The following is an 18584-nucleotide window of genomic DNA, read 5'->3' on the forward strand; positions in this document are numbered from 1 at the left end:
ACTCCAAGGAGAACCGTGAACCGAGCGAGCAAGTCCCTGCTCTGTGCCGCCGCCGGCCTGTCCCTGCTCTCGGCCGCCGGGTGTGCCGCAGGCGAAGAACCCGCCGAGGCAGGTGCCGCCCCTGCCGAATCCCCCGCTGAGTCCGCTCCCGCATCCGCTCCTGCATCTTCCGGCGCGGCCTCCCCCGATGCTGCCGGTTCCGGCAGCTACACCGACGGCGAGTACTCCGGCACCGGAAGCTACATCCCGCCGTCGGGCACCTCCGAGGACGTGGACGTGACCCTGCACCTCGAAGGCAGCGTGGTGACCGAGCTTGAGGTGGAGACTTCGCAGAAGAACCCGACGTCCAAGCAGTACCAGCGCGAATTCACTTCCAACGTGAAGGAGCAGGTGGTGGGGAAAAACCTGGACGAGCTGGACGTGGACAAAGTGGCCGGCTCCTCGCTGACCAGCGAGGGCTTCAATCGGGCCCTGGACGCCATCCGCTCCGAAGCTGCCTCCTAGTACAGCACCCGTGCATACCCTGGGGTTTGAGGCGATCGGCACGCAGTGGACCCTGTCCACCGCCGTGCCGCTCGATCCCGCCACGCAGGCTGCCGTCGCGGAGGTGGTCGGCAGCTATGACCGGACCTATTCGCGTTTCCGGTCCGATTCCACCGTGGCACGGATGGCCGAAGCAGCAGGAAACTTCGTCCTCCCGGCGTCGGCCGCGCCCCTGCTGACCCTCTTCGATACCCTGCAGCGGCTCACGGGCGGTGCGGTGAACCCGCTGGTGGGCCGCTCGCTGGAGGTGTTGGGGTACGACGCCGGGTACAGCTTCCTGCCCTCCGGTTCGCCCGTGCCCGCTGCGGCCTGGGCGGAAACCGTCTCCTGGACCACCGACGGGAGTGCCACCACGCTGACCATCTCCGCTCCGGTGACCTTCGATATCGGAGCCGCCGGGAAGGGCCAGCTGGTGGACCTGGTCAGCGCGGTCCTGGCAGAGGCCGGCCACCGGGAGTATGTGGTCGATGCCGGTTCCGACCTGCGTTCTGCCGGCGCCGCTGAGCTGCGGGTAGCGCTGGAGCATCCGTATGACACCACCCGGGCCATCGGAGTGCTGACCCTCGCGGACCGTGCGCTGTGCGCCTCGGCCGTCAACCGCCGTCAGTGGGGCGACGGCCTGCACCATGTGCTCGATGCCCGCACCGGAGCCCCGGTGGACACGGTGGCGGCCACCTGGGCGCTGGCGGCCGACGCCATGACTGCCGACGGGCTGGCCACTGCCCTGTTCTTTGCCGAGCCGGACGAGTTGGCCCGTGAGTTCTCCTTCGACTATGTCCGGATGTTCACTGACGGCCGGGCCGACTATTCCCCTGCAATGGCTGGAGTCCTGTTCCCATGAGTATTTCCGCCCCCACTGCGCCGCGCACCCTGAACACCTTCCTGGGACGTTGGACCATGTACCGGCTGAGTGTCTGGCTGCTGCTGGCAGTTGCCGCCTGGGCCTTTGTCCTTTCCTTCGCGGGGGTGCTGTTCTACAGCCCGGCTGAGCTGGGTGCGACGGCGGTGACGGCGGTGGCTTCCACCATGATTACCAGCCGCGTGGCCGGCCTGCTGCTGCGCACCCGTCCGCAGACCGATTCCTCCCTGATTACCGGGCTGCTCCTGTTTTTCCTGTTCTGGCCCAGCACCGACGGCGCGCAGCTGGCTACCGTGGCCCTCGCCGGGGCCGTGGCTACGGCGTCGAAATATCTCCTGGCGTTCCGACGCCGGCACATCTTCAACCCCGCTGCCGTGGGCGCGTTCGTGGTGGCCGTGACCGGACTGGGCGGTGCGGTCTGGTGGGTGGCAACTCCCGGCATGCTCGTCGCCGTTCTTCCGGCAGCGGTCCTGATGCTCTACCGGAACCGGCTGCTCCCGATGGCGGGGGTCTTTGTCCTGACCGCTGTGATTGTGACCCTGGCCCGTTTCCTTGCTGCCGGCGAGTCCCTTCCCGGCGCCCTGACAACCATTGCCGTGTCTTATCCCCTGGTGTTCCTGGCCGGCTTTATGCTCACGGAGCCTCTGACCCTGCCGCCGCTTCGCATCCAGCGCCTGCTGGAGGCCGCCGTCGTCGGCGTGCTCTTCTCCGTGCCGCTGTCCCTGGGTCCGGTGATGATGTCTCCGGAACTGGCGTTGCTGGCGGGGAACGCACTGGCTTTCGCGATGGGCCAGCGCGGAGCTGTCCGGCTGCGGCTGCGGGAAATCCGGGAACTGACTCCTACTGCCCGTGAGCTGGTGTTTGAGCCGATACGTCCTGTCCGTTTCCGTGCCGGCCAGTACATGGAACTGGCCGTGCCGCATTTTGAGCCGGACTCCCGGGGAACGCGGCGTATTTTCAGCATCACTACTGCGCCTTCGGAGCCGGGCACAGTGGCTGTGGGGCTGCGGGTGGCCGAACCGGGCAGCAGCTTCAAGACCGCTCTGCTGCGGCTGCGGCCCGGAGCCGAAGTGGGTGCCACTGCAGTTGCCGGTGACTTCCTGCTGCCGCGGGATCCGCGTACCGGGATCCTTCTGATTGCTTCCGGCATCGGCATCACTCCGTTTATCAGCCAGATCCGGCAGGTCCGGGGCGAGGACCGGGACATTGTGCTGGTGTATGCGGCCTCCTCGGTCGACGAGCTGGCCTATGCCGGGGAACTGCAGGAACCGGGGGTTCGGGTGCTGGTCTGCACACCGTCGGATCCCGGGATCCCGGGCTGGGCCTGGCTGGGTCCGGGTCTCCCTGGCGCGGAAGTCCTGCGTGCGGAGGTTCCCGACATCAGCGGACGGGCCATCTACGTTTCCGGCTCGCCACAGGCGGTGACTGCTGCCCGCAAGGCCGTCCGCGGCGCCGGAGGCCGGCGGATCCGTACCGACCCGTTCCTGGGGTACTAGGCCGACGCCGCTCAGAACGGCGGCACCTGTTCCGGTTCCGTCTGCGCAGGGTCCGTTCGTGCGTGGTCCTTCCGCATATGATCCGTCTGCCTGTGATCGGTCTGCCCATGTTCCTTCCGCGGATCCCCGTGCAGTGTCCGGTCCGAGTTCCAGGAACGGCTCGGTCCGGTAGACGCGTCCGGTCGGCGAAGTCCACTCGATCACCCCGGGTGAGGGCTGGCACGCTTTCCAGTAACCGAGGGTCTTGTACCGGTGATGCCGCTTGCAGAGATGCTCCAGGTTTCCGTGGTCCGTGGGACCGCCGCGTGCCCAGTCGGTGGTGTGGTCGATGTCCGAGTTTGCGGTGTTGACCCGGCACCCGGGGAATCGACAGGTTCCGTCGCGGGCACGGAGCCAGCGGCGGAGCCCGGCCGGGACTTTTCGCCGCCTTCCCACCCCAAGAATTTCACCTGTCTGTGGGTCCTGCACGAGTCCGGTCCAGCCGAGCGCGTTACGGGCCAGCCTGCGGGCTGCTTCGGCGCTGATGGGTCCGTAACCGTGCAGTTCTGCTGGCCGATCGTCGGCCCCGAAAAGGGTCTCAGCGTTGATCAGGACCATGATTTCCGCCTTCGGGATGATCCCTTCGTCCGGTCCTGCCTCGGCATCGGTTCCACTCTCACCGATTGCCCCGCCGGTTTCCGTGGCACGGGTTGAGCCGACACCACCCATCAGCAACTGAGCCAGAATGTCCGCACGCAGCTGATCCGTGGACCTGGAATCCCCGGCCGTCTGTTCTCCCCGCGCCGCAGTACTCAGGGTCGTGTAGATCTGCTGTGCTTCCGCCGCCCGGAGATGGGCGGAGAGGCAGGACATCCCGTCTTCTTCCCGGTCCAGGGTGACCTTGCGCTGCTCGAAGGCGGTCAGATGCCGTTTGGTAATGGTGTCCGGATACTTTTTCTCCCGCAGCCGCCGGGCTTTGCAGGCGAACTGGGCCCGGGTCTGACCCTCCGCTGCCGCCAGTAGGTCGGCTTCGAACCCGGGGAGGTGGTCGGCCGGCACGTTTTGGCACTGGTCCAGGACCACCTGCGCGTGCTGGTAGGACAGCTGCCCTTCTTCCAGTCGGGTCAGGGTGGCGGTATGGGTACTGCATAGGTTGAGTGCTTCGAACATCATCTGCTGGGCGGTGACCTGCGGGACATTCAGGATGGCAGCACATTCTGACGCTGCCAGGCTGAACGCCATCCCGGGTTCGAGCCGCCCCGAAGCCGCGTGGTAGCTGTCCCGGAAGATCTCCTGCATCCGGACCATGAGACGTGCTTCCTGCGCCTGCACCCAGGACATCAAATGCGCCATCCGGGACAGGGCATCGCCGACCGTGTGCTCGTCAAAGGCTTCAAGGTTCTGCAGGGCCAGTACGCCGGTAAACCCGTCCGGATAGCTGCCGGCAGGACTCCCGGCTTCGAAGGTACCGGGATCGGCGGTTCCGGCGTCAGCGGTTCCGGCGTCAGGATCGGGAATGAAGGCCGAAGCTCCGGGATGATCGGCGTCGGCGGGCCCGGCAGGGGCGGGACCCTCATCAGGGACAGGATGCTCAGCTGGCTCGGTGCCGGACTCGGCCTCAGCGTCCACGGAAGGCCCGGCAGCCAGTTCAGCCCGATACACCGACAAAGTGCAGGCCGCGTGCAGCGCATCCGCTTCACCCGCCACGCCTTCCGGCTGGGGGTCTTCGCTGTCTGGTTCTTCGGTTGTCCGTCCGGTGTTCCCGAGCTGATCCATGCCCTCAGGATTTCACCCGGCACTGACATTTCCGGACCAAAAACAGCCCCAAAACGTCCCCTCGGGAAACCACAAATACCTGTCTTTCAAAGGCCACTACCTACCCCAGAAACGTACTCACACGGCCGGTTGTCAGGCGACGCAGTTAAAGCCTCCGGGACGACTCGCCGAAACGCACAGGCATCCAGCCCAGCGGCGGTAGCAGCAGGTTTTCCCCGCCCGGCCGAAACCTGCTAAGCTTCTTGAGTCCCACAGGACCTGCCGGTTTACCGGAGTCCTTGCCCTCGTAGCTCAGGGGATAGAGCGGTTGCCTCCGGAGCAACAGGCCGTAGGTTCGAATCCTATCGAGGGCACGTCGAGACGCCTTAAGAACCCCGCACCGATTCGTCGGCACGGGGTTCTTTTGTTTAACGCCTTGTTTTACCGCACGCCCCAGCCCGTGCCCCAGCCGCACGCCCTTACCCCGCGCCGGAGCCCGCGGCAGCACCGCCCGTCCTAGTCCGCAGCAGAACCAGCCTGCTCGACGGCGGCACGCACCGCCGGAGGGCAAAGGAAGAACCGCGGCTGGAGCTCTTCCCATCCCGGATGCTTGGTTTTCTTGCCGTATTCCAAATGCGCCTGGTCCAACGGGTTGTCGGGAACGAGTCCGGGGCTGGCATCCCCCATCAGCTGGAAGTGGTACATCCACCAGGATCCGTCCGCCTCCTGATTCAGGAACGTGGCTTCCAAGGCCATGAGCTCCCTGCCCAGGGTTGCCAGGCATTCGTCGTAGCGGTCGTGGAGCATGGTCATCCAATCGTCAAACGATGACTCCTTCGCCTCCAGCAGCCGGGCCCTGCTCAGCTCCATCCGCATGCCGGGAGGCACCGACGCCGGCATCGGCCAGCCGGGAAAATCCGGAGCAGCGGGAGCGAACGGGAGAGGCGGGTACTCGGATCTGCTCATGCCCAAGACTGTAGGGGACCCAAAGAAGGCGGCAGGAGTGCCCCGCCGGAATTCTTTCGGCAAAACCCTTGCGCCGGCTGCCCCCTCCGGGGTTATGGTGTTCGCACATACCAACCGGTCGGTTCCGACTGCCGGACCGCACCGCGAGAAACCCGGATACCCGCCGCATGAAGACCCTGAACATCAAAGAAGAGCTCGCACGGACCTCCGTGGAGCTTTTCGCGCGGCACGGGTACGCAAAAACGAGCGTCCAGCAGATCGTGGACGCGGCAGGGGTGACGAAGGGGGCGCTCTATCACTACTTCAATTCCAAGGATGACCTGCTCTTCGATATTTATGACCGCATCCTGACCCTCCAGCGCGAGCACCTGACGGAGATCATCGGCCGCGAACTGCCGGCAGTCGAGACCATGCGCCTGGTCTGCGAGGACGTGATCATGACGTCGATTGACTGGATCCGGGAAGGAGCGGTGTTCTTCCGTTCCCAGCACATGCTCAGCGAGGACCGGCAGGAGGAAGTGAAGCGCAGGCGCCGTGAATACAACGAGGCGTTCACGGCCCTCCTGGTCCGGGGCCAGGCCGACGGCGTCTTCCGGACTGATATTCCGAAACAGGTGCTCGCAGCCAATTTCTTCTCCGACCCGCACTATCTCTCGTACTGGTACTCCCCCGGCGGGGCCATCAGCCGTGAACAGGCAGCAGCCCAGCTGACCGAGCTTTACCTGGCCGGGCTGCAGGCAAAGTAGCCAATTCCGCACCTCCGCAATACGGCACCACCGCACCACCGCACAAGACAGCACCTCCGCAATACGGCACCACCGCACCTCCCGCACCACCTTCACTACAGCACCCTGTACGCAAGGTAAGAGCAGAGACGATGGAGTACTCATGCAGGAGCAACGTACCGACCGGTCGGAACCGCCGCGGCTTCGCCTGGACGGCATCACGGTCCGGTTCGGCGGTCTCACCGCGCTGGACTCGGTGTCCCTGGACATCCCGGCAGGCCGGATCCTTGGGGTCATGGGCCCCAACGGGGCGGGAAAGACCACCCTGTTCAACGTAATCTGCGGGGTTTTCCCGCCCACGGAGGGCAGCCTGGAACTGGACGGACGGAGTTTCACTCCTAAGCCCCACCGCCTCACCCGCTCCGGAGTGGCGCGCACCCTTCAGGGGCTGGGCCTGTTCCCCGGCCTGACCGTACTGCAGAACGTCACGGCAGGCCTGGCGGCAGGCTCGCGCAGAGGGCTCGATCTCCTGGCCCTGCCCGGGTCCGTCCGACGCGAAACCCTGCTTGCCGAACGGGCGATGGAAGCACTGGATACCCTCGGCGTCGCCGGCTACGCCGCAGCCCTCCCGGACACCCTGCCCTACGGCATCCGCAAGAAGGTGGCACTGGCCCGTGCCCTGGTGAGCGAACCGCGGCTGCTGCTGCTGGATGAACCGGCCGGCGGACTCAGCCACGAGGACATCGGTGAACTGGCTGACATCATCCGCACCGTGCCCGGCGACGGATGCTCGGTGGTGCTCGTGGAACACCATGTGGACCTGGTCATGGAGGTCTGCGACCGCATAGCCGTCCTGGACTTCGGCCGCCTGATCGCCGAAGGAACACCCGCGGAAATCAGTGCTGATCCTGCCGTTGCGGATGCCTATCTGGGAGTTGAGGCGGCATGACCGGCGGACTGGTACTGGACGGCGTCAGCGCCGGGTACGGAGCCGTCCAGGTGCTGCACAATATCGACCTCACCGTGGCGGAAGGCTCTATCACCGCCGTCGTGGGAGCAAACGGGGCGGGTAAGACCACCCTTCTGCGCACCATCACCGGCCAGCTCCGGCCAAGCGCCGGCAGCATCCGGATCAAAGACGGCAGGGATCTGACCCGGGTGCCGGTCGAGGAGATGGTGCGTCACGGCGTCGCCCTCGTGCCCGAACGCCGCGGCGTGATCACCGAACTGACGGTGGAGGAAAACCTGCGCCTGGGCGGACTGTGGCGGAAGGACCGCAGGGCAGCGGATGAAGTGCTGGCGCAGATGTACGAACTCTTCGAGCCGCTGGCCCGGCGCCGGAAGGCCGCCGGACACCAGCTTTCCGGCGGCGAGCGCCAGATGCTTGCGCTCGGGCGGGCCCTGATGGCCGCACCGGAGAACCTCCTGCTGGACGAGCCCTCCCTCGGGCTGGCCCCCAAAGTGAGCGCGCAGATCCTGGGCATGCTGCGCCGCCTCCGTGACGACACCGGACTGACCGTACTGCTGATCGAACAGAACGTCCGGAGCGCACTCGCGGTCGCGGACCACGGCGTCGTCCTCAACCTGGGCCGGATTGTCGCCTCGCGTCCGGCGGCCGAACTGGCCGAAGACACCGACCTCCGCCACACCTACCTGGGGTTCTAATGGACAGATTCCTTTTCCTCACCTTTGACGGCCTCGCCCGCGGCGCCGTCCTCGCCGCCTTCGCGCTCTCGCTGGTCCTGATCTGGCGTGCAGCGCGGATCGTGAACTTTGCGCAGGGGGCCATGGCGGTGGCGGCCACCTACATCGCCTTCACCGTCACCGCGCTTACCGGCAGCTACTGGGCAGGACTCGCCGCTGCCCTTGTTGCAGGTTTCCTCATCGGTGCCGTGGTGGAGCGCGGCGTCATGCGCTTCGTGGGCAACAGCTCCGCGTTGAACCCGGTTATCGCCGGGCTGGGACTGCTGATGCTGATCCAGGCCGTCCTGGGCATGCTGTTCGGGAACAGCTACCGGACCATGGTGACGCCGTTCAGCTCAAACCCGGTGGAGATCTTCGGCATTACCGTCTTCTCCTCCTATGACCTCTTTGTGTTCGCCTGCATAGCCGTCCTGGTAGGAGGGCTGGTCCTGTTGTTCACCAGGACACCCCTTGGACTGAGGCTGCGGGCCTCCGCCTTTGCCCCGGACCTGGCCCGGCTCCTCGGCGTGCGGACCTCGCGGATGCTGACCCTCGGCTGGGCCATGTCCTCCGCACTGGGTGCGCTCGCCGCCCTGCTGGTGATCCCCACCGAGCTAGGGCTCAATCCACATGCCGCCGACGCGGTCTTCGTCTACGCGTTCACCGTTGCCGTCATCGGCGGGCTGGACTCCCCTGCCGGCGCCGTCCTGGGCGGGCTGGCGGTAGGCGTGCTGCTCAGCTGGGTAAGCGGCTACTGGGGCGCCACCCTTGCTCCAATCGCCATCCTGGTGCTGCTGCTGGCCGTACTGCTCATCCGCCCGGGCGGAATCTTCTCAATGACCAAGGAGCGAACGGTATGAGCGTCACCAAGCGGTATGCCTTTGCCGCGGCAGCAGCCGTCCTCCTGATCGGGCTCACGTTCGTTATCCCGTCTTTCGCCTCGTATCAGCTGGCCACCGTCTGCGCCTACCTGTGCGGCATCGCCGGGCTGACCCTGCTGACGGGCGCCGGCGGCCAGCTGTCGCTCGGGCAGGCGGCCCTGATGGCCGCGGGCGCGTACAGCTACGCGCTGACCGCCAACACCATGGCCGACGCCGGCACGGAAGGTCCGCTGCTGCTCCTGGTGCCGCTGGCTGCAGCGGTAACCGGCGCAGCCGTCCTCGGGCTGGTGATCGGGCTGGCTGCCGGCCGGCTCCACGGACCCTACCTGGCCGGTTTCACCATGGCCCTGGTGGTGGCCCTGCCCGCGGTGACCAGCACCTTTTCGTCGGTGCTCGGCGGGGACCAGGGGCTGTGGATCACCGTGGAAAAACGTCCCGCTTCGCTGCGCGGCACCGTGTCCACGGAGGCCTGGCAGGCGTGGCTCGCCGTCGTCTGCTCCGTGCTTGTCCTGACCCTGCTGGCGAACCTGCTGCACGGACGCTTCGGCCGCCACCTGCGCGCGGTGCGGGACAACCCCGTGGCGGCAGCACTGGCCGGTATCGACCCCGCCCGCACCAAGGTCACGGCCTTCTTCATCAGCTCGGCCGCTGCGGGCATGGGCGGCGGACTGCTGGCCTACACCACGCAGAGTGCCAGCCCCGGAGCGTATTCCCTGGTGTTCTCGCTGTTCCTGCTGATGGCCGCCGTCGTGGGCGGCATCGGCTCCCTGGCCGGAGCGGTCTGGGGCGCCGTGCTCCTGGTTGCCCTGCCGCACCTGATCAGCACGGCCACTTCCCGGCTGGAACTGTCCGCCGATCTGGCCCAGCGGCTGGACGGCAACTTGGCGGTGGCCGTTTTCGGCCTGGTCCTGATCGTCGTGGTGCTGCTGGCGCCGCAGGGCATCCAGGGCCTGCTGGACCGGATCGGCCGCAGGTTGGGGCCGACCCGTTCGGTTTCCGTTCCGCCGAAGTCCCCGACGTCCCCGGATTCCCCCGATTCCGCACCATCACCAGCATCCAGTACACCAACCCGGTTATCCGCCCGGCATGAGCCCGAGCAGCTACCGGCAACCCCGAAAGGTCAATGATGATCCGTTCCAAGCTCCGACTGGGTACCGCCGTCCTTGCTGCCGCCACCCTCGGCCTGGCCTCATGCGCTTCCCCTGATGAAGGGGGCGAGGCAGCTGCCGAAGACGTTCCCGGGATCACCGACACCACCGTCACCGTCGGCACGCACCAGCCGCTGACCGGACCGGCAGCCGCCGGCTATTCCACGATTTCACCTGCCACAAAGGCCTACTTTGACTACGTCAACGACAACGGCGGAGTCAACGGCCGCACCATCGAGTACATCGTGAAGGATGACGGCTACAACCCCGCCAACACCCAGACGGCGGTACGCGAGATGGTGCTGCAGGACGAGGTCTTTGCCCTGGTGGGCGGACTCGGCACGCCGCCGCACAGCGCGGTCCTGGACTTCGTCAACGACAACGAGGTGCCTGATCTCTTTGTGGCGTCCGGCAGCCCCACCTGGAACCAGCCCGAGGATTACCCCTACACGTACGGCTTCATGGTGGACTACCCCACCGAATCGCGGATCCTGGCCACATACGCGCAGGAAGAGTTCCCCGACAAGACCTACTGCTTCTTCGGCCAGGACGACGACTTCGGCGAAGAATTCCAGGGCGGACTGGAAGCGGTGCTCGGGGAGGACGGATTGGCCGATGTGCAGGTCTATTCCACCGCGAACACCGACATTGCCGCGCAGATCAGTTCCATGAAAGAAGCCGGCTGCGAAGTGAACTTCCTAGCCACGATCAACGGTTTCAGTGCCCAGGCAGTAGGGACGGCCGCGAAGCTCGGTTACTTCCCGCAGTGGATGGCTTCCTCGGCCGGCGGCGACTTCAACACCCTTTCCGGTTACTTGGGCGAGAACACCAACAAGCTCCTGCAGGGCTTCGTCAGCGCCAACTACCTCCCCGGATACTCGGACACGGAGGACGAATGGACGGCAAAGTTTTCCGAGATCAATGAGGAATACAACGCCGGAGCTCCCTTTGACGGGAACACCATCTTCGGAATGTCCATCGGCTACCTCTTCGTCGAGGCTTTGAAGGAAGCCGGGGAGACCCCCACCAGGGAGTCGCTGCTGGAGGCACTCGAATCCGGCAACGTCACCGGCAACGGCCATGCACCGCTGGGCTTCGGCGACGACAGCCACCGGGGATACACCGGCGCGATGCTGACCCGGGTCGACAATGGTGTGCAGTCCTACTTCGGGACCCCGTACGTGGTTTCCGGAGACGAGGTGCAGGAATACACCGAGGAACGGCCGGCCATGCCTGCCGACGGCCTGCCGGAGTAACCGGAGCAGCCGCGAATCAATCACAAGGGCCCGTCCCGCCGGACGGGCCCTTGTGATTTCCAGGCTCCGCTAGCCGAGCACGTAGAGCGAAATGGACTCAGCCACGCAGGCAGGTTTGTCCACACCCTCAATCTCAATGGTGACCAGGAGCTTGACCCGTACGCCCTGCGCCGTGGTTTCCACCGAGGCAAGCTCGGACCGGGCACGGACACGGCTGCCCACCGGCACCGGATGCGGGAAGCGCACCCGGTCCAACCCGTAATTGACACCCATCACCGTTCCGTCCACCCGGAACCGGCCGGAGGCGAGCGCCGGCAGCAGGGCCAGGCTCAGGTAGCCGTGCGCAATGGTGCCCCCGAAGGGTCCCTTGGCAGCCCTCTCGGGATCCACATGGATCCACTGGTGGTCATCAGTGGCATCGGCGAACCGGTTGACGCGGTCCTGGTCAATGAGCACCCACTCGCTGGTCTCCGCCTGCCCCACCGCCGCCTCGAGTTCCTGCACGGACCCGAAATGCGCCACCGCTAGGCCTTCGGTCCGCCGGCAACATAGAGCACCTGTCCGGAAACGAACGAGGCCTCCTCACGGGCAAAGAAGGACGCCGCCGCAGCGATGTCCTCCGGGTTCCCGGCCCGGCCCACCGGAATCTCCTTCACCGCATGCGCCACGAAGTCTTCGAACGGCACCCCGACACGTTCCGCCGTCGCCCGGGTCATGTCGGTCTGGATAAAGCCGGGGGCAATCGCGTTGACCGTGACGTTGTAACGGCCCAGTTCGATGGCCAGCGTCTTGGTGAAACCCTGGATTCCGGCCTTGGCGGCGGCATAGTTGGCCTGGCCCCGGTTGCCGAGGGCGGAGGTGCTGGACAGGTTGATGATGCGCCCCCACTTCTGCTGCACCTGGTGGGCCTGCACTGCACGGCTCATCAGGAACGCCCCGCGCAGGTGCACTCCCATCACTGCGTCCCAGTCCGTGTCGGTCATCTTGAACAGCAGGTTGTCCCGGAGGATGCCGGCATTGTTGACCAGGATGGTGGGTGCGCCCAACTCCTCCGCGATACGGCCCACCGCCTGTTCGACGGCGGCGGCATCGGCGACGTCGGCGCCTACGCCCACCGCCTTGCCTCCCGAATTGTTGATGGCCTCCACGGTTGCGGCAGTGTCTTCCTCCCGCAGGTCAAGGACAGCCACGCGGTGCCCGTCCGCCGCGAGCCGCTTGGCGACCGCTGCACCGATCCCGCGGCCTGCTCCGGTGACGACGGCGGTGCGCTGGTCAAAGGGGGCTGGTAGCTCTGTCATGTCTCTCCTGCCGGTGGCGGCAGCCCACGGACTGTGTGCTGCGTCTCTTCCGCCGAGGGTACCGACCGGACGGTACGGACGCAACGGGAGGAAGCGGAGCGGGAACGCCTCAGCGCAGCTGCCGTGCGGCGCCGCCGCGGAAGGTCCTGCGGTAGGCGGCCGGGCTTGCTCCCACATCCCGGTGGAAGTGATGACGCAGCAGTTCCGCCTGTACTGCGCCTGTCCCCCGTCCCGGTGGGGAGGGACCACCATGTCGCGGGCAATGGCCGCGGCGGTCTTTGCCCCGCATTCAATGCGGACCAGATGCAGCGCCGCATCAATGCCTGCGGCGGTGCCTGCACTGGTGATGATGTTCCCGTCCCGGACGTACAGCACATCCGCATCCACCCGGACCGCCGGGTAACGGGCTGCCAGGTCCGCCGAGTACATCCAGTGCGTGATGCCCCGCCGGCCGTCCAGCAGCCGAGCAGATGCCCCAACCGCCAGGCGATAGTGATGACCGGCGCCGGAACTGGCTCGGGGTACACGAAGTCGATGACGTACGGGCCGGAGCCGACGCCTACCAGCGATGGCGCACGCGGCCGCTCGTTCCAGCACCCGTGCACGGGTTCCCAGAAGTACTCCCCGTCGCCCAGGCCCTCCAGACGGGGCCGCGCCTGATTCTCCCAATGCCACTGAAGCTGCCCTGCCAGCTTGGCAGGGACATCCAGCTCGCTGACTGGTTACAGGGGTCCTCTGCGTGCCATATCTGCCTCCTTGGTCGGTTCCGCCGTCGGTGTCGGCCTGCGGCCAGATTAGTTCCGCTTCAGGACAGCTTTCGACCGCATTGGCGCGTAGTTTTGATTCCATGTTGGAGACTTCGGCACGGCTCCTGCAGCTGCTTTCGCTGCTGCAGCTGCGGCGCGAGTGGACCGGCGCGGCGCTCGCAGAGCGGCTGTCCATCACTGAACGTACGGTGCGCCGGGATATCGGCAAGCTGCGCACCCTCGGCTATCCCATCTCGGCGTCCCCGGGCAGCGCCGGCGGCTACCAGCTCGGTGCAGGCGCGCAGCTTCCGCCGCTGCTGCTCGACGACGACGAAGCCCTCGCCGTCGCCCTCGGCCTCGCCGCAGTGGCCACGGGACCGGTGACCGGAATGGGAGACGCTTCGGTGCGGGCCCTGGCCAAGCTGGAACAGGTCCTGCCGGGACGCCTCCGTCCCAAGTTTTCCGCCCTGCGGCATTCGGTTTCCACACTGTCCGGGCCGCCCGGAGGGGTGGATCCGGAGGTCCTCACCGCGTTTTCCGCCGGCATCACCGAGCATCGGATCCTGAGCTTCCGGTACACCTCGGCCGACGGCGGCTCCGCACGCCGGATGGTGGAGCCCTATCGGCTGGTGGGCACCGGGCGGCGCTGGTACGCCGTCGCCTGGGATCTGGACCGCGGTGATTGGCGGACCTTCCGGGTGGACCGCTGCACCAGCACCCCCGCTCCGCGCGAGCGGTTCACGCTCCGGCCGCTGCCGGCCCGGGACCTGGCCGCCTATGTCCAGGAGTCCATTACCCGCAATCCCTACCGCTATTCCGTGGTGGTGCGGCTGGCCGCACCACTGGCGGCGGTGGCCGAGCGGGTCCCCCCGGACGTGGCCAGCGTCGAAGCGGACGGCCCGGGGCACACCATCGTGCGCGGCGGCTGGGATTCCCTGGACCTGCCGCTGATCAACCTGACCACCTGGGGCGTTCCCTTCGAGATCCTCGATCCGCCGGAGATGCGCGAGCGGGCTCGTCGCGCGGCCTCCCTGCTGCAGCGCGCCGTCGAAATCCCGCCCACGGCGGAATCCGGAAAGAGCGTCCGGTCAAGCCACTAGACTGGTGGCAATCATGGCACTGACAATTTCCTATCCCGAACAGCTGCCCGTTTCCGAGCGCCGCGAAGACATCATGGCTGCGATTGCTGCCAACCAGGTCATCGTCATCGCCGGTGAAACCGGGTCCGGAAAAACCACGCAGATTCCGAAAATGTGCCTGGAACTGGGCCTTGCCGAAAACGGCCTGATCGGGCACACCCAGCCCCGCCGCCTTGCCGCGCGCACCGTGGCCGAGCGGATCGCGTCCGAGCTCGACGTCGAGCTCGGCGAGGAAGTGGGCTTCCAGGTCCGCTTCACCGGAGAGACCGGCCGGAAGACCAAGGTCAAGCTGATGACCGACGGCATCCTGCTGGCCGAGATCCGGCACGATCCGAAGCTGAAGAAATACAGCACCATCATCATTGACGAGGCCCACGAGCGCAGCCTCAACATCGACTTCATCCTCGGCTACCTGCGCCGCCTGCTGCCCGAACGCCCGGACCTGAAGGTCATCATCACTTCGGCCACCATCGATCCGCAGCGGTTTGCCGAGCACTTCGCCCTCAACGGCACCCCGGCACCCATCATCGAGGTTTCCGGCCGGACCTTCCCCGTGGAGATCCGCTACCGCCCGCTGAACCAGCCGGCCGACGGCGGCAGCGACGAAGAGGGCATCGAGGACGAGCTCGAAGAGGACCGGGACCCGGTCGACGCCGTCTGCGACGCCGTCGACGAGCTCTCCCGCGAGGCACCCGGCGACGTCCTCGTGTTCTTCTCCGGCGAGCGGGAGATCCGCGACGCCGCAGACGCGCTGCGCTCCTCCGTTTCCCGGAACCCGCGGCTGGCGAACACCGAGATCCTGCCGCTGTTCGCGCGGCTCTCCCTGGCCGAGCAGCACAAGGTCTTTTCCCCGGGCCGGAACCGGCGGATTGTCCTGGCCACCAACGTGGCCGAAACCTCCCTGACGGTCCCCGGCATCAAGTACGTCATCGACACGGGCACGGCCCGCATCTCGCGCTACTCCCACCGCACCAAGGTCCAGCGCCTGCCGATCGAACGGATCTCGCAGGCCTCCGCCAACCAGCGTTCGGGACGCTGTGGCCGTGTCTCCGACGGCATCGCCATCCGGCTGTATTCGGAGGAGGACTTCGAGGCCCGGCCGGCATTCACCGACCCCGAAATCCTGCGCACCAACCTCGCTGCCGTGATCCTGCAGATGGCGGCCATGGGCGTGGCCAAGGGGCCCAAGGACGTTGCCGACTTCCCGTTCGTCCAGCCTCCGGATTCCAAGGCAATCAACGACGGCGCCGTGCTGCTGCGCGAACTCGGGGCACTGCACCCCCAGGGCGGCATCACCGAGGTGGGCCGCAAGCTGTCGCAGCTGCCGGTGGACCCCCGGCTGGGCCGGATGATTGTCGAGGCCGGCGGCCGCGGCTGCACCAGGGAAGTCATGGTGCTCACGGCGGCGCTGACCATCCAGGATCCGCGTGAGCGTCCCTCCAAGGACGACCCTGCCCGGGCCCAGAAGGCCGCGGAAATGCACAAGCGGTTCGTGGATGAGAACTCCGATTTCACCGGATACCTCAACCTGTGGCGCTATGTGGAGGAAAAGCAGAAGGAGCTCTCCTCCTCGGCCTTCCGCCGGCTGTGCAAAAACGAGTTCCTGAACTTCCTGCGCATCCGCGAATGGCAGGACCTCTTTGCGCAGCTGCGCCAGCTGGCGAAGCCGCTGGGCATTACGCTTTCCCCCGAGCCGGTGGACCCGGTGGGCAAGTACCGGGAAATCCACATGTCGCTGCTGGCCGGCCTGCTCAGCCACATCGGCCTCTATGACCAGCGCAAGCGCGAATACACCGGTGCCCGCGGTACACGCTTCGCGGTCTTCCCAGGCTCCGCCCTGTTCAAGAAGTCCCCGGACTGGGTGATGGCTGCCGAACTGGTGGAGACCTCGCGCCTGTGGGCGCGGGTGGCGGCGAAGTTCGATCCGCTCTGGGTCGAGGACGTTGCCGGCCACCTGGTCAAGCGCAGCTACAGCGAACCGCACTGGTCCAAGAGCCGCGGAGCCGTGATGGCCTATGAGAAGGTCACGCTCTACGGTGTGCCGGTGGTGCCGCAGCGCAGCATCAACTACGGCCGCATCGACCCCGTGCTGTCGCGCGAAATGTTCATCCGCCACGCTTTGGTCGAGGGCGACTGGCGTACCCACCATAAGTTCTTCCACCGTAACCAGGCCCTGCTGGCCGAGGTGGAGGAGCTCGAGAACCGGGTTCGCCGCCGCGGACTGCGCGTGGACGACGAAACCCTCTTTGAGTTCTATGACGAGCGGGTGGGCGCCGACGTCGTGTCCGAAAGGCACTTCGACAAGTGGTGGAAACACGCTCGCCACGAGGACCCGACGCTGCTGGACTTCGATCCGGATGCGCTGCGCACCGACGACGCCGAGGGACTCGACGAGAACGACTTCCCGAAGTCCTTCTTCTACGGTTCCTTCGAACTCCCCCTCTCCTACGAATTCACCCCCGGTGTGCCCTCCGCCAATGACGGCGTCACCGTGGAGGTGCCGGTCCTGTTCCTGAACCAGCTCACCCCCGGACCGTTCACCTGGCAGATCCCGGGCCTGCGAGCCGAACTTATTACGGCCCTGATCAAGTCCCTGCCCAAGGCGGTGCGGAAGAACTTCGTTCCGGCGCCCGACGTCGCCCGTTCGGCTGCCGCTGCGCTGGCTGCGGATTTCGACCCGGCCTCGGATGAGCTGGAGCCGTCCCTGGAACTGGTGCTGCGCCGGCTGAAGGGATCGATTATTCCGCCCGGTTCCTGGAACTGGGATGCGGTCCCCGACCACCTGCGGATGACCTTCACGGTGGTGGATTCCGCCGGGAAGGTGCTGGACGAGGGCAAGGACCTCGCCGCACTGCAGGAATCCCTGGCGCCGGCCACCCGCCGGGCCATCGCCGAATCCCTCGGCGCCACGCCGTCGGCCGTTCAGCCACGGGGCCCGAAGGGAGCCAAGGCTCCTGCACCGGCAGCGAACGGTTCACCCTCCAACGGCGCAGGGACCGGCTCTTCCGTGGCGGAACAGACCGGCCTGACCGAGTGGAGCGTGGGCACGCTGGAAAAGCAGGTCCAGCGGCTGGTCGCGGGCCATACGGTCACCGGCTACCCCGCACTGGTGGACGAGGGCAGCACGGCGGGCGTGCGGATCTTCCAAAGCGCCGGCGAGCAGCAGGCCGCCATGCGTGCCGGCGTCATCCGGCTGCTGGTGCTGCGCGTGCCCAGCCCGGCCAAGTATGTGCTGGAGCATCTGAGCAACACCGAGAAGCTGACCTTCAGCCAGAACCCGCACGGCAGTGTGGCCGCGCTGATCGAGGACTGCACCCTGGCTGCGGTGGACAAGCTCACACCGGAGAAGCTCCCATGGACGCGGGCCGAGTTCGACGCCCTGTATGAAACCGTGCGGGCCGAACTGATCGACACCGTCTTCGGCGTCACCGCGATTGTGGAGAAGATCCTGGCCAGCACCCGGCGGATCACCAAGGCCCTGAAGGGCACCACCTCCCTGGCCCTGATCAGTGCGCTGAATGACATCAGGGCACAGCTTGATGCCCTCGTATACCCCGGTTTCGTGGCCCGCACCGGCTACGCGCAGCTGATGCATCTGCCCCGGTACCTGGCGGGTATTGAACGGCGGCTGGAGAAACTGCCGGGCAACGTGCAGCGGGACGGACTGTCCATGGCCGTGATCCACCGCCTCGAGGACGACTATGACGACGCCGTGGCGGCGCTGGCGCCCGGCCGTGGCACTCCCCCGGAACTGACGGAGGTCCGCTGGATGATCGAGGAGCTGCGGATCAGTTTCTTTGCCCAGGAACTGGGAACGGCTCGGAGCGTTTCGGAGAAACGGATTCGGACCGCCCTGAACTCGGCGCTCACCCCGGCCTAGGCATCCCCGATGCCACCGCCAACCTCCGCGGTCTTCACCGACTCCCCATGAAACTGGCGTCCTGCCCCTGTACGCCTAGGTACCCTAGACAGCGCAACGGCAGTTCCACCCCGGCGGGTGGAACTGCCGTTCAGCCTATTGATTCAGGTAAGGCCCGCGTTTCGGGTGGACTTTCCGACTTGGCCCGGCTCCACCGTTAGCTCGCGGAAGCCGGATCTCGAGGGTGTATT

The 18584-nt window shown here is 66.5% G+C and carries 14 protein-coding genes, 1 tRNA gene and 2 pseudogenes; 12 read left to right on the forward strand and 5 right to left on the reverse strand.

Going from position 1 to position 18584, the window contains the following annotated elements:
* The first annotated feature begins 15 nt into the window (after window positions 1-15).
* From LOC60_RS00490 to LOC60_RS00500, 3 genes are read left to right on the forward strand one after another with little or no spacing between them, the layout of a single operon-like run.
* A complete protein-coding gene (locus tag LOC60_RS00490; protein ID WP_230020729.1) occupies window positions 16-504 on the forward strand; it encodes an FMN-binding protein in 489 nt (162 codons plus the stop codon).
* A 10-nt stretch (window positions 505-514) separates the two neighbouring features.
* Window positions 515-1384 (forward strand): FAD:protein FMN transferase, encoded by an 870-nt coding sequence (locus tag LOC60_RS00495; protein ID WP_230020730.1) that lies wholly within the window; start codon window positions 515-517, stop codon window positions 1382-1384.
* Entirely contained in the window at window positions 1381-2898 is a 1518-nt protein-coding gene (locus tag LOC60_RS00500; RefSeq protein WP_230020731.1) for an FAD-dependent oxidoreductase, read from the forward strand. Before LOC60_RS00495 ends, LOC60_RS00500 begins: the two co-directional genes overlap by 4 nt.
* A 390-nt stretch (window positions 2899-3288) precedes the next feature.
* On the opposite strand, the pseudogene LOC60_RS16360 reads toward LOC60_RS00500, so the two are convergent.
* Window positions 3289-4653 (reverse strand): annotated as a pseudogene (locus tag LOC60_RS16360) (DUF222 domain-containing protein); the annotation flags it as partial.
* A gap of 280 nt (window positions 4654-4933) precedes the next feature.
* Between LOC60_RS16360 and LOC60_RS00505 the strand changes: the two are divergent.
* Window positions 4934-5006, forward strand: a tRNA-Arg gene (locus LOC60_RS00505).
* A 142-nt stretch (window positions 5007-5148) separates the two neighbouring features.
* Here LOC60_RS00505 and LOC60_RS00510 read toward each other — a convergent pair.
* Entirely contained in the window at window positions 5149-5598 is a 450-nt protein-coding gene (locus tag LOC60_RS00510; protein WP_230020733.1) for a DUF6176 family protein, read from the reverse strand.
* A gap of 167 nt (window positions 5599-5765) precedes the next feature.
* Between LOC60_RS00510 and LOC60_RS00515 the strand changes: the two genes are divergently transcribed.
* From LOC60_RS00515 to LOC60_RS00540, 6 genes are all read left to right on the forward strand, one after another.
* Complete coding sequence (locus LOC60_RS00515; protein ID WP_230020734.1) at window positions 5766-6344, forward strand: TetR/AcrR family transcriptional regulator; 579 nt, start codon at window positions 5766-5768, stop codon at window positions 6342-6344.
* Between the two features lie 142 nt (window positions 6345-6486).
* A complete protein-coding gene (locus tag LOC60_RS00520) occupies window positions 6487-7272 on the forward strand; it encodes an ABC transporter ATP-binding protein (protein WP_230020735.1) in 786 nt (261 codons plus the stop codon).
* A complete protein-coding gene (locus LOC60_RS00525) occupies window positions 7269-7988 on the forward strand; it encodes an ABC transporter ATP-binding protein (RefSeq protein WP_230020736.1) in 720 nt (239 codons plus the stop codon). The genes LOC60_RS00520 and LOC60_RS00525 overlap by 4 nt, the downstream gene beginning before the upstream one ends.
* Window positions 7988-8866, forward strand: coding sequence for a branched-chain amino acid ABC transporter permease (locus LOC60_RS00530; RefSeq protein ID WP_230020737.1), 879 nt, complete (start codon window positions 7988-7990; stop codon window positions 8864-8866). The genes LOC60_RS00525 and LOC60_RS00530 overlap by 1 nt, the downstream gene beginning before the upstream one ends.
* Window positions 8863-10014, forward strand: a complete 1152-nt coding sequence (locus LOC60_RS00535) for a branched-chain amino acid ABC transporter permease (protein WP_230020739.1) — start codon at window positions 8863-8865, stop codon at window positions 10012-10014. Before LOC60_RS00530 ends, LOC60_RS00535 begins: the two co-directional genes overlap by 4 nt.
* Window positions 10014-11291, forward strand: coding sequence for an ABC transporter substrate-binding protein (locus LOC60_RS00540; protein ID WP_230020740.1), 1278 nt, complete (start codon window positions 10014-10016; stop codon window positions 11289-11291). The genes LOC60_RS00535 and LOC60_RS00540 overlap by 1 nt, the downstream gene beginning before the upstream one ends.
* 69 nt (window positions 11292-11360) lie before the next feature.
* On the opposite strand, the gene LOC60_RS00545 is transcribed toward LOC60_RS00540, so the two are convergent.
* The 3 genes and pseudogenes from LOC60_RS00545 to LOC60_RS16365 form a co-directional block, all read right to left on the reverse strand.
* Entirely contained in the window at window positions 11361-11813 is a 453-nt protein-coding gene (locus tag LOC60_RS00545; RefSeq protein WP_230020741.1) for a MaoC family dehydratase, read from the reverse strand.
* Between the two features lie 2 nt (window positions 11814-11815).
* The gene (gene fabG, locus LOC60_RS00550; protein ID WP_230021301.1) at window positions 11816-12589 is read right to left on the reverse strand and encodes a 3-oxoacyl-ACP reductase FabG; all 774 of its coding nucleotides are present in this window, start codon (window positions 12587-12589) and stop codon (window positions 11816-11818) included.
* Between the two features lie 210 nt (window positions 12590-12799).
* Window positions 12800-13063 (reverse strand): annotated as a pseudogene (locus LOC60_RS16365) (AraC family transcriptional regulator); the annotation flags it as partial.
* 373 nt (window positions 13064-13436) lie between these two features.
* On the opposite strand from LOC60_RS16365, the gene LOC60_RS00555 reads away from it, so the two are divergent.
* Both LOC60_RS00555 and hrpA read left to right on the forward strand, forming a co-directional pair.
* Window positions 13437-14435: a helix-turn-helix transcriptional regulator gene (locus LOC60_RS00555; protein ID WP_230020744.1), complete on the forward strand. Its 999-nt coding sequence runs from the start codon at window positions 13437-13439 to the stop codon at window positions 14433-14435.
* Window positions 14436-14448: 13 nt separating this feature from the next.
* A complete protein-coding gene (gene hrpA / locus LOC60_RS00560; protein WP_230020746.1) occupies window positions 14449-18354 on the forward strand; it encodes an ATP-dependent RNA helicase HrpA in 3906 nt (1301 codons plus the stop codon).
* Window positions 18355-18584: the final 230 nt, after the last annotated feature.

The sequence above is a fragment of the Arthrobacter sp. zg-Y769 genome, assembly GCF_020907405.1.
Lineage (GTDB): Bacteria > Actinomycetota > Actinomycetes > Actinomycetales > Micrococcaceae > Arthrobacter_B.

Coding starts and splice junctions, on each gene's coding strand:
- LOC60_RS00515 (WP_230020734.1), top strand. CDS start 5,766: ATGAAGACCCTGAACATCAAAGAAGAGCTCGCACGGACCTCCGTGGAG.
- LOC60_RS00555 (WP_230020744.1), top strand. CDS start 13,437: ATGTTGGAGACTTCGGCACGGCTCCTGCAGCTGCTTTCGCTGCTGCAG.
- LOC60_RS00530 (WP_230020737.1), top strand. CDS start 7,988: ATGGACAGATTCCTTTTCCTCACCTTTGACGGCCTCGCCCGCGGCGCC.
- fabG (WP_230021301.1), bottom strand. CDS start 12,589: ATGACAGAGCTACCAGCCCCCTTTGACCAGCGCACCGCCGTCGTCACC.
- LOC60_RS00520 (WP_230020735.1), top strand. CDS start 6,487: ATGCAGGAGCAACGTACCGACCGGTCGGAACCGCCGCGGCTTCGCCTG.
- hrpA (WP_230020746.1), top strand. CDS start 14,449: ATGGCACTGACAATTTCCTATCCCGAACAGCTGCCCGTTTCCGAGCGC.
- LOC60_RS00535 (WP_230020739.1), top strand. CDS start 8,863: ATGAGCGTCACCAAGCGGTATGCCTTTGCCGCGGCAGCAGCCGTCCTC.
- LOC60_RS00500 (WP_230020731.1), top strand. CDS start 1,381: ATGAGTATTTCCGCCCCCACTGCGCCGCGCACCCTGAACACCTTCCTG.
- LOC60_RS00540 (WP_230020740.1), top strand. CDS start 10,014: ATGATCCGTTCCAAGCTCCGACTGGGTACCGCCGTCCTTGCTGCCGCC.
- LOC60_RS00510 (WP_230020733.1), bottom strand. CDS start 5,598: ATGAGCAGATCCGAGTACCCGCCTCTCCCGTTCGCTCCCGCTGCTCCG.
- LOC60_RS00525 (WP_230020736.1), top strand. CDS start 7,269: ATGACCGGCGGACTGGTACTGGACGGCGTCAGCGCCGGGTACGGAGCC.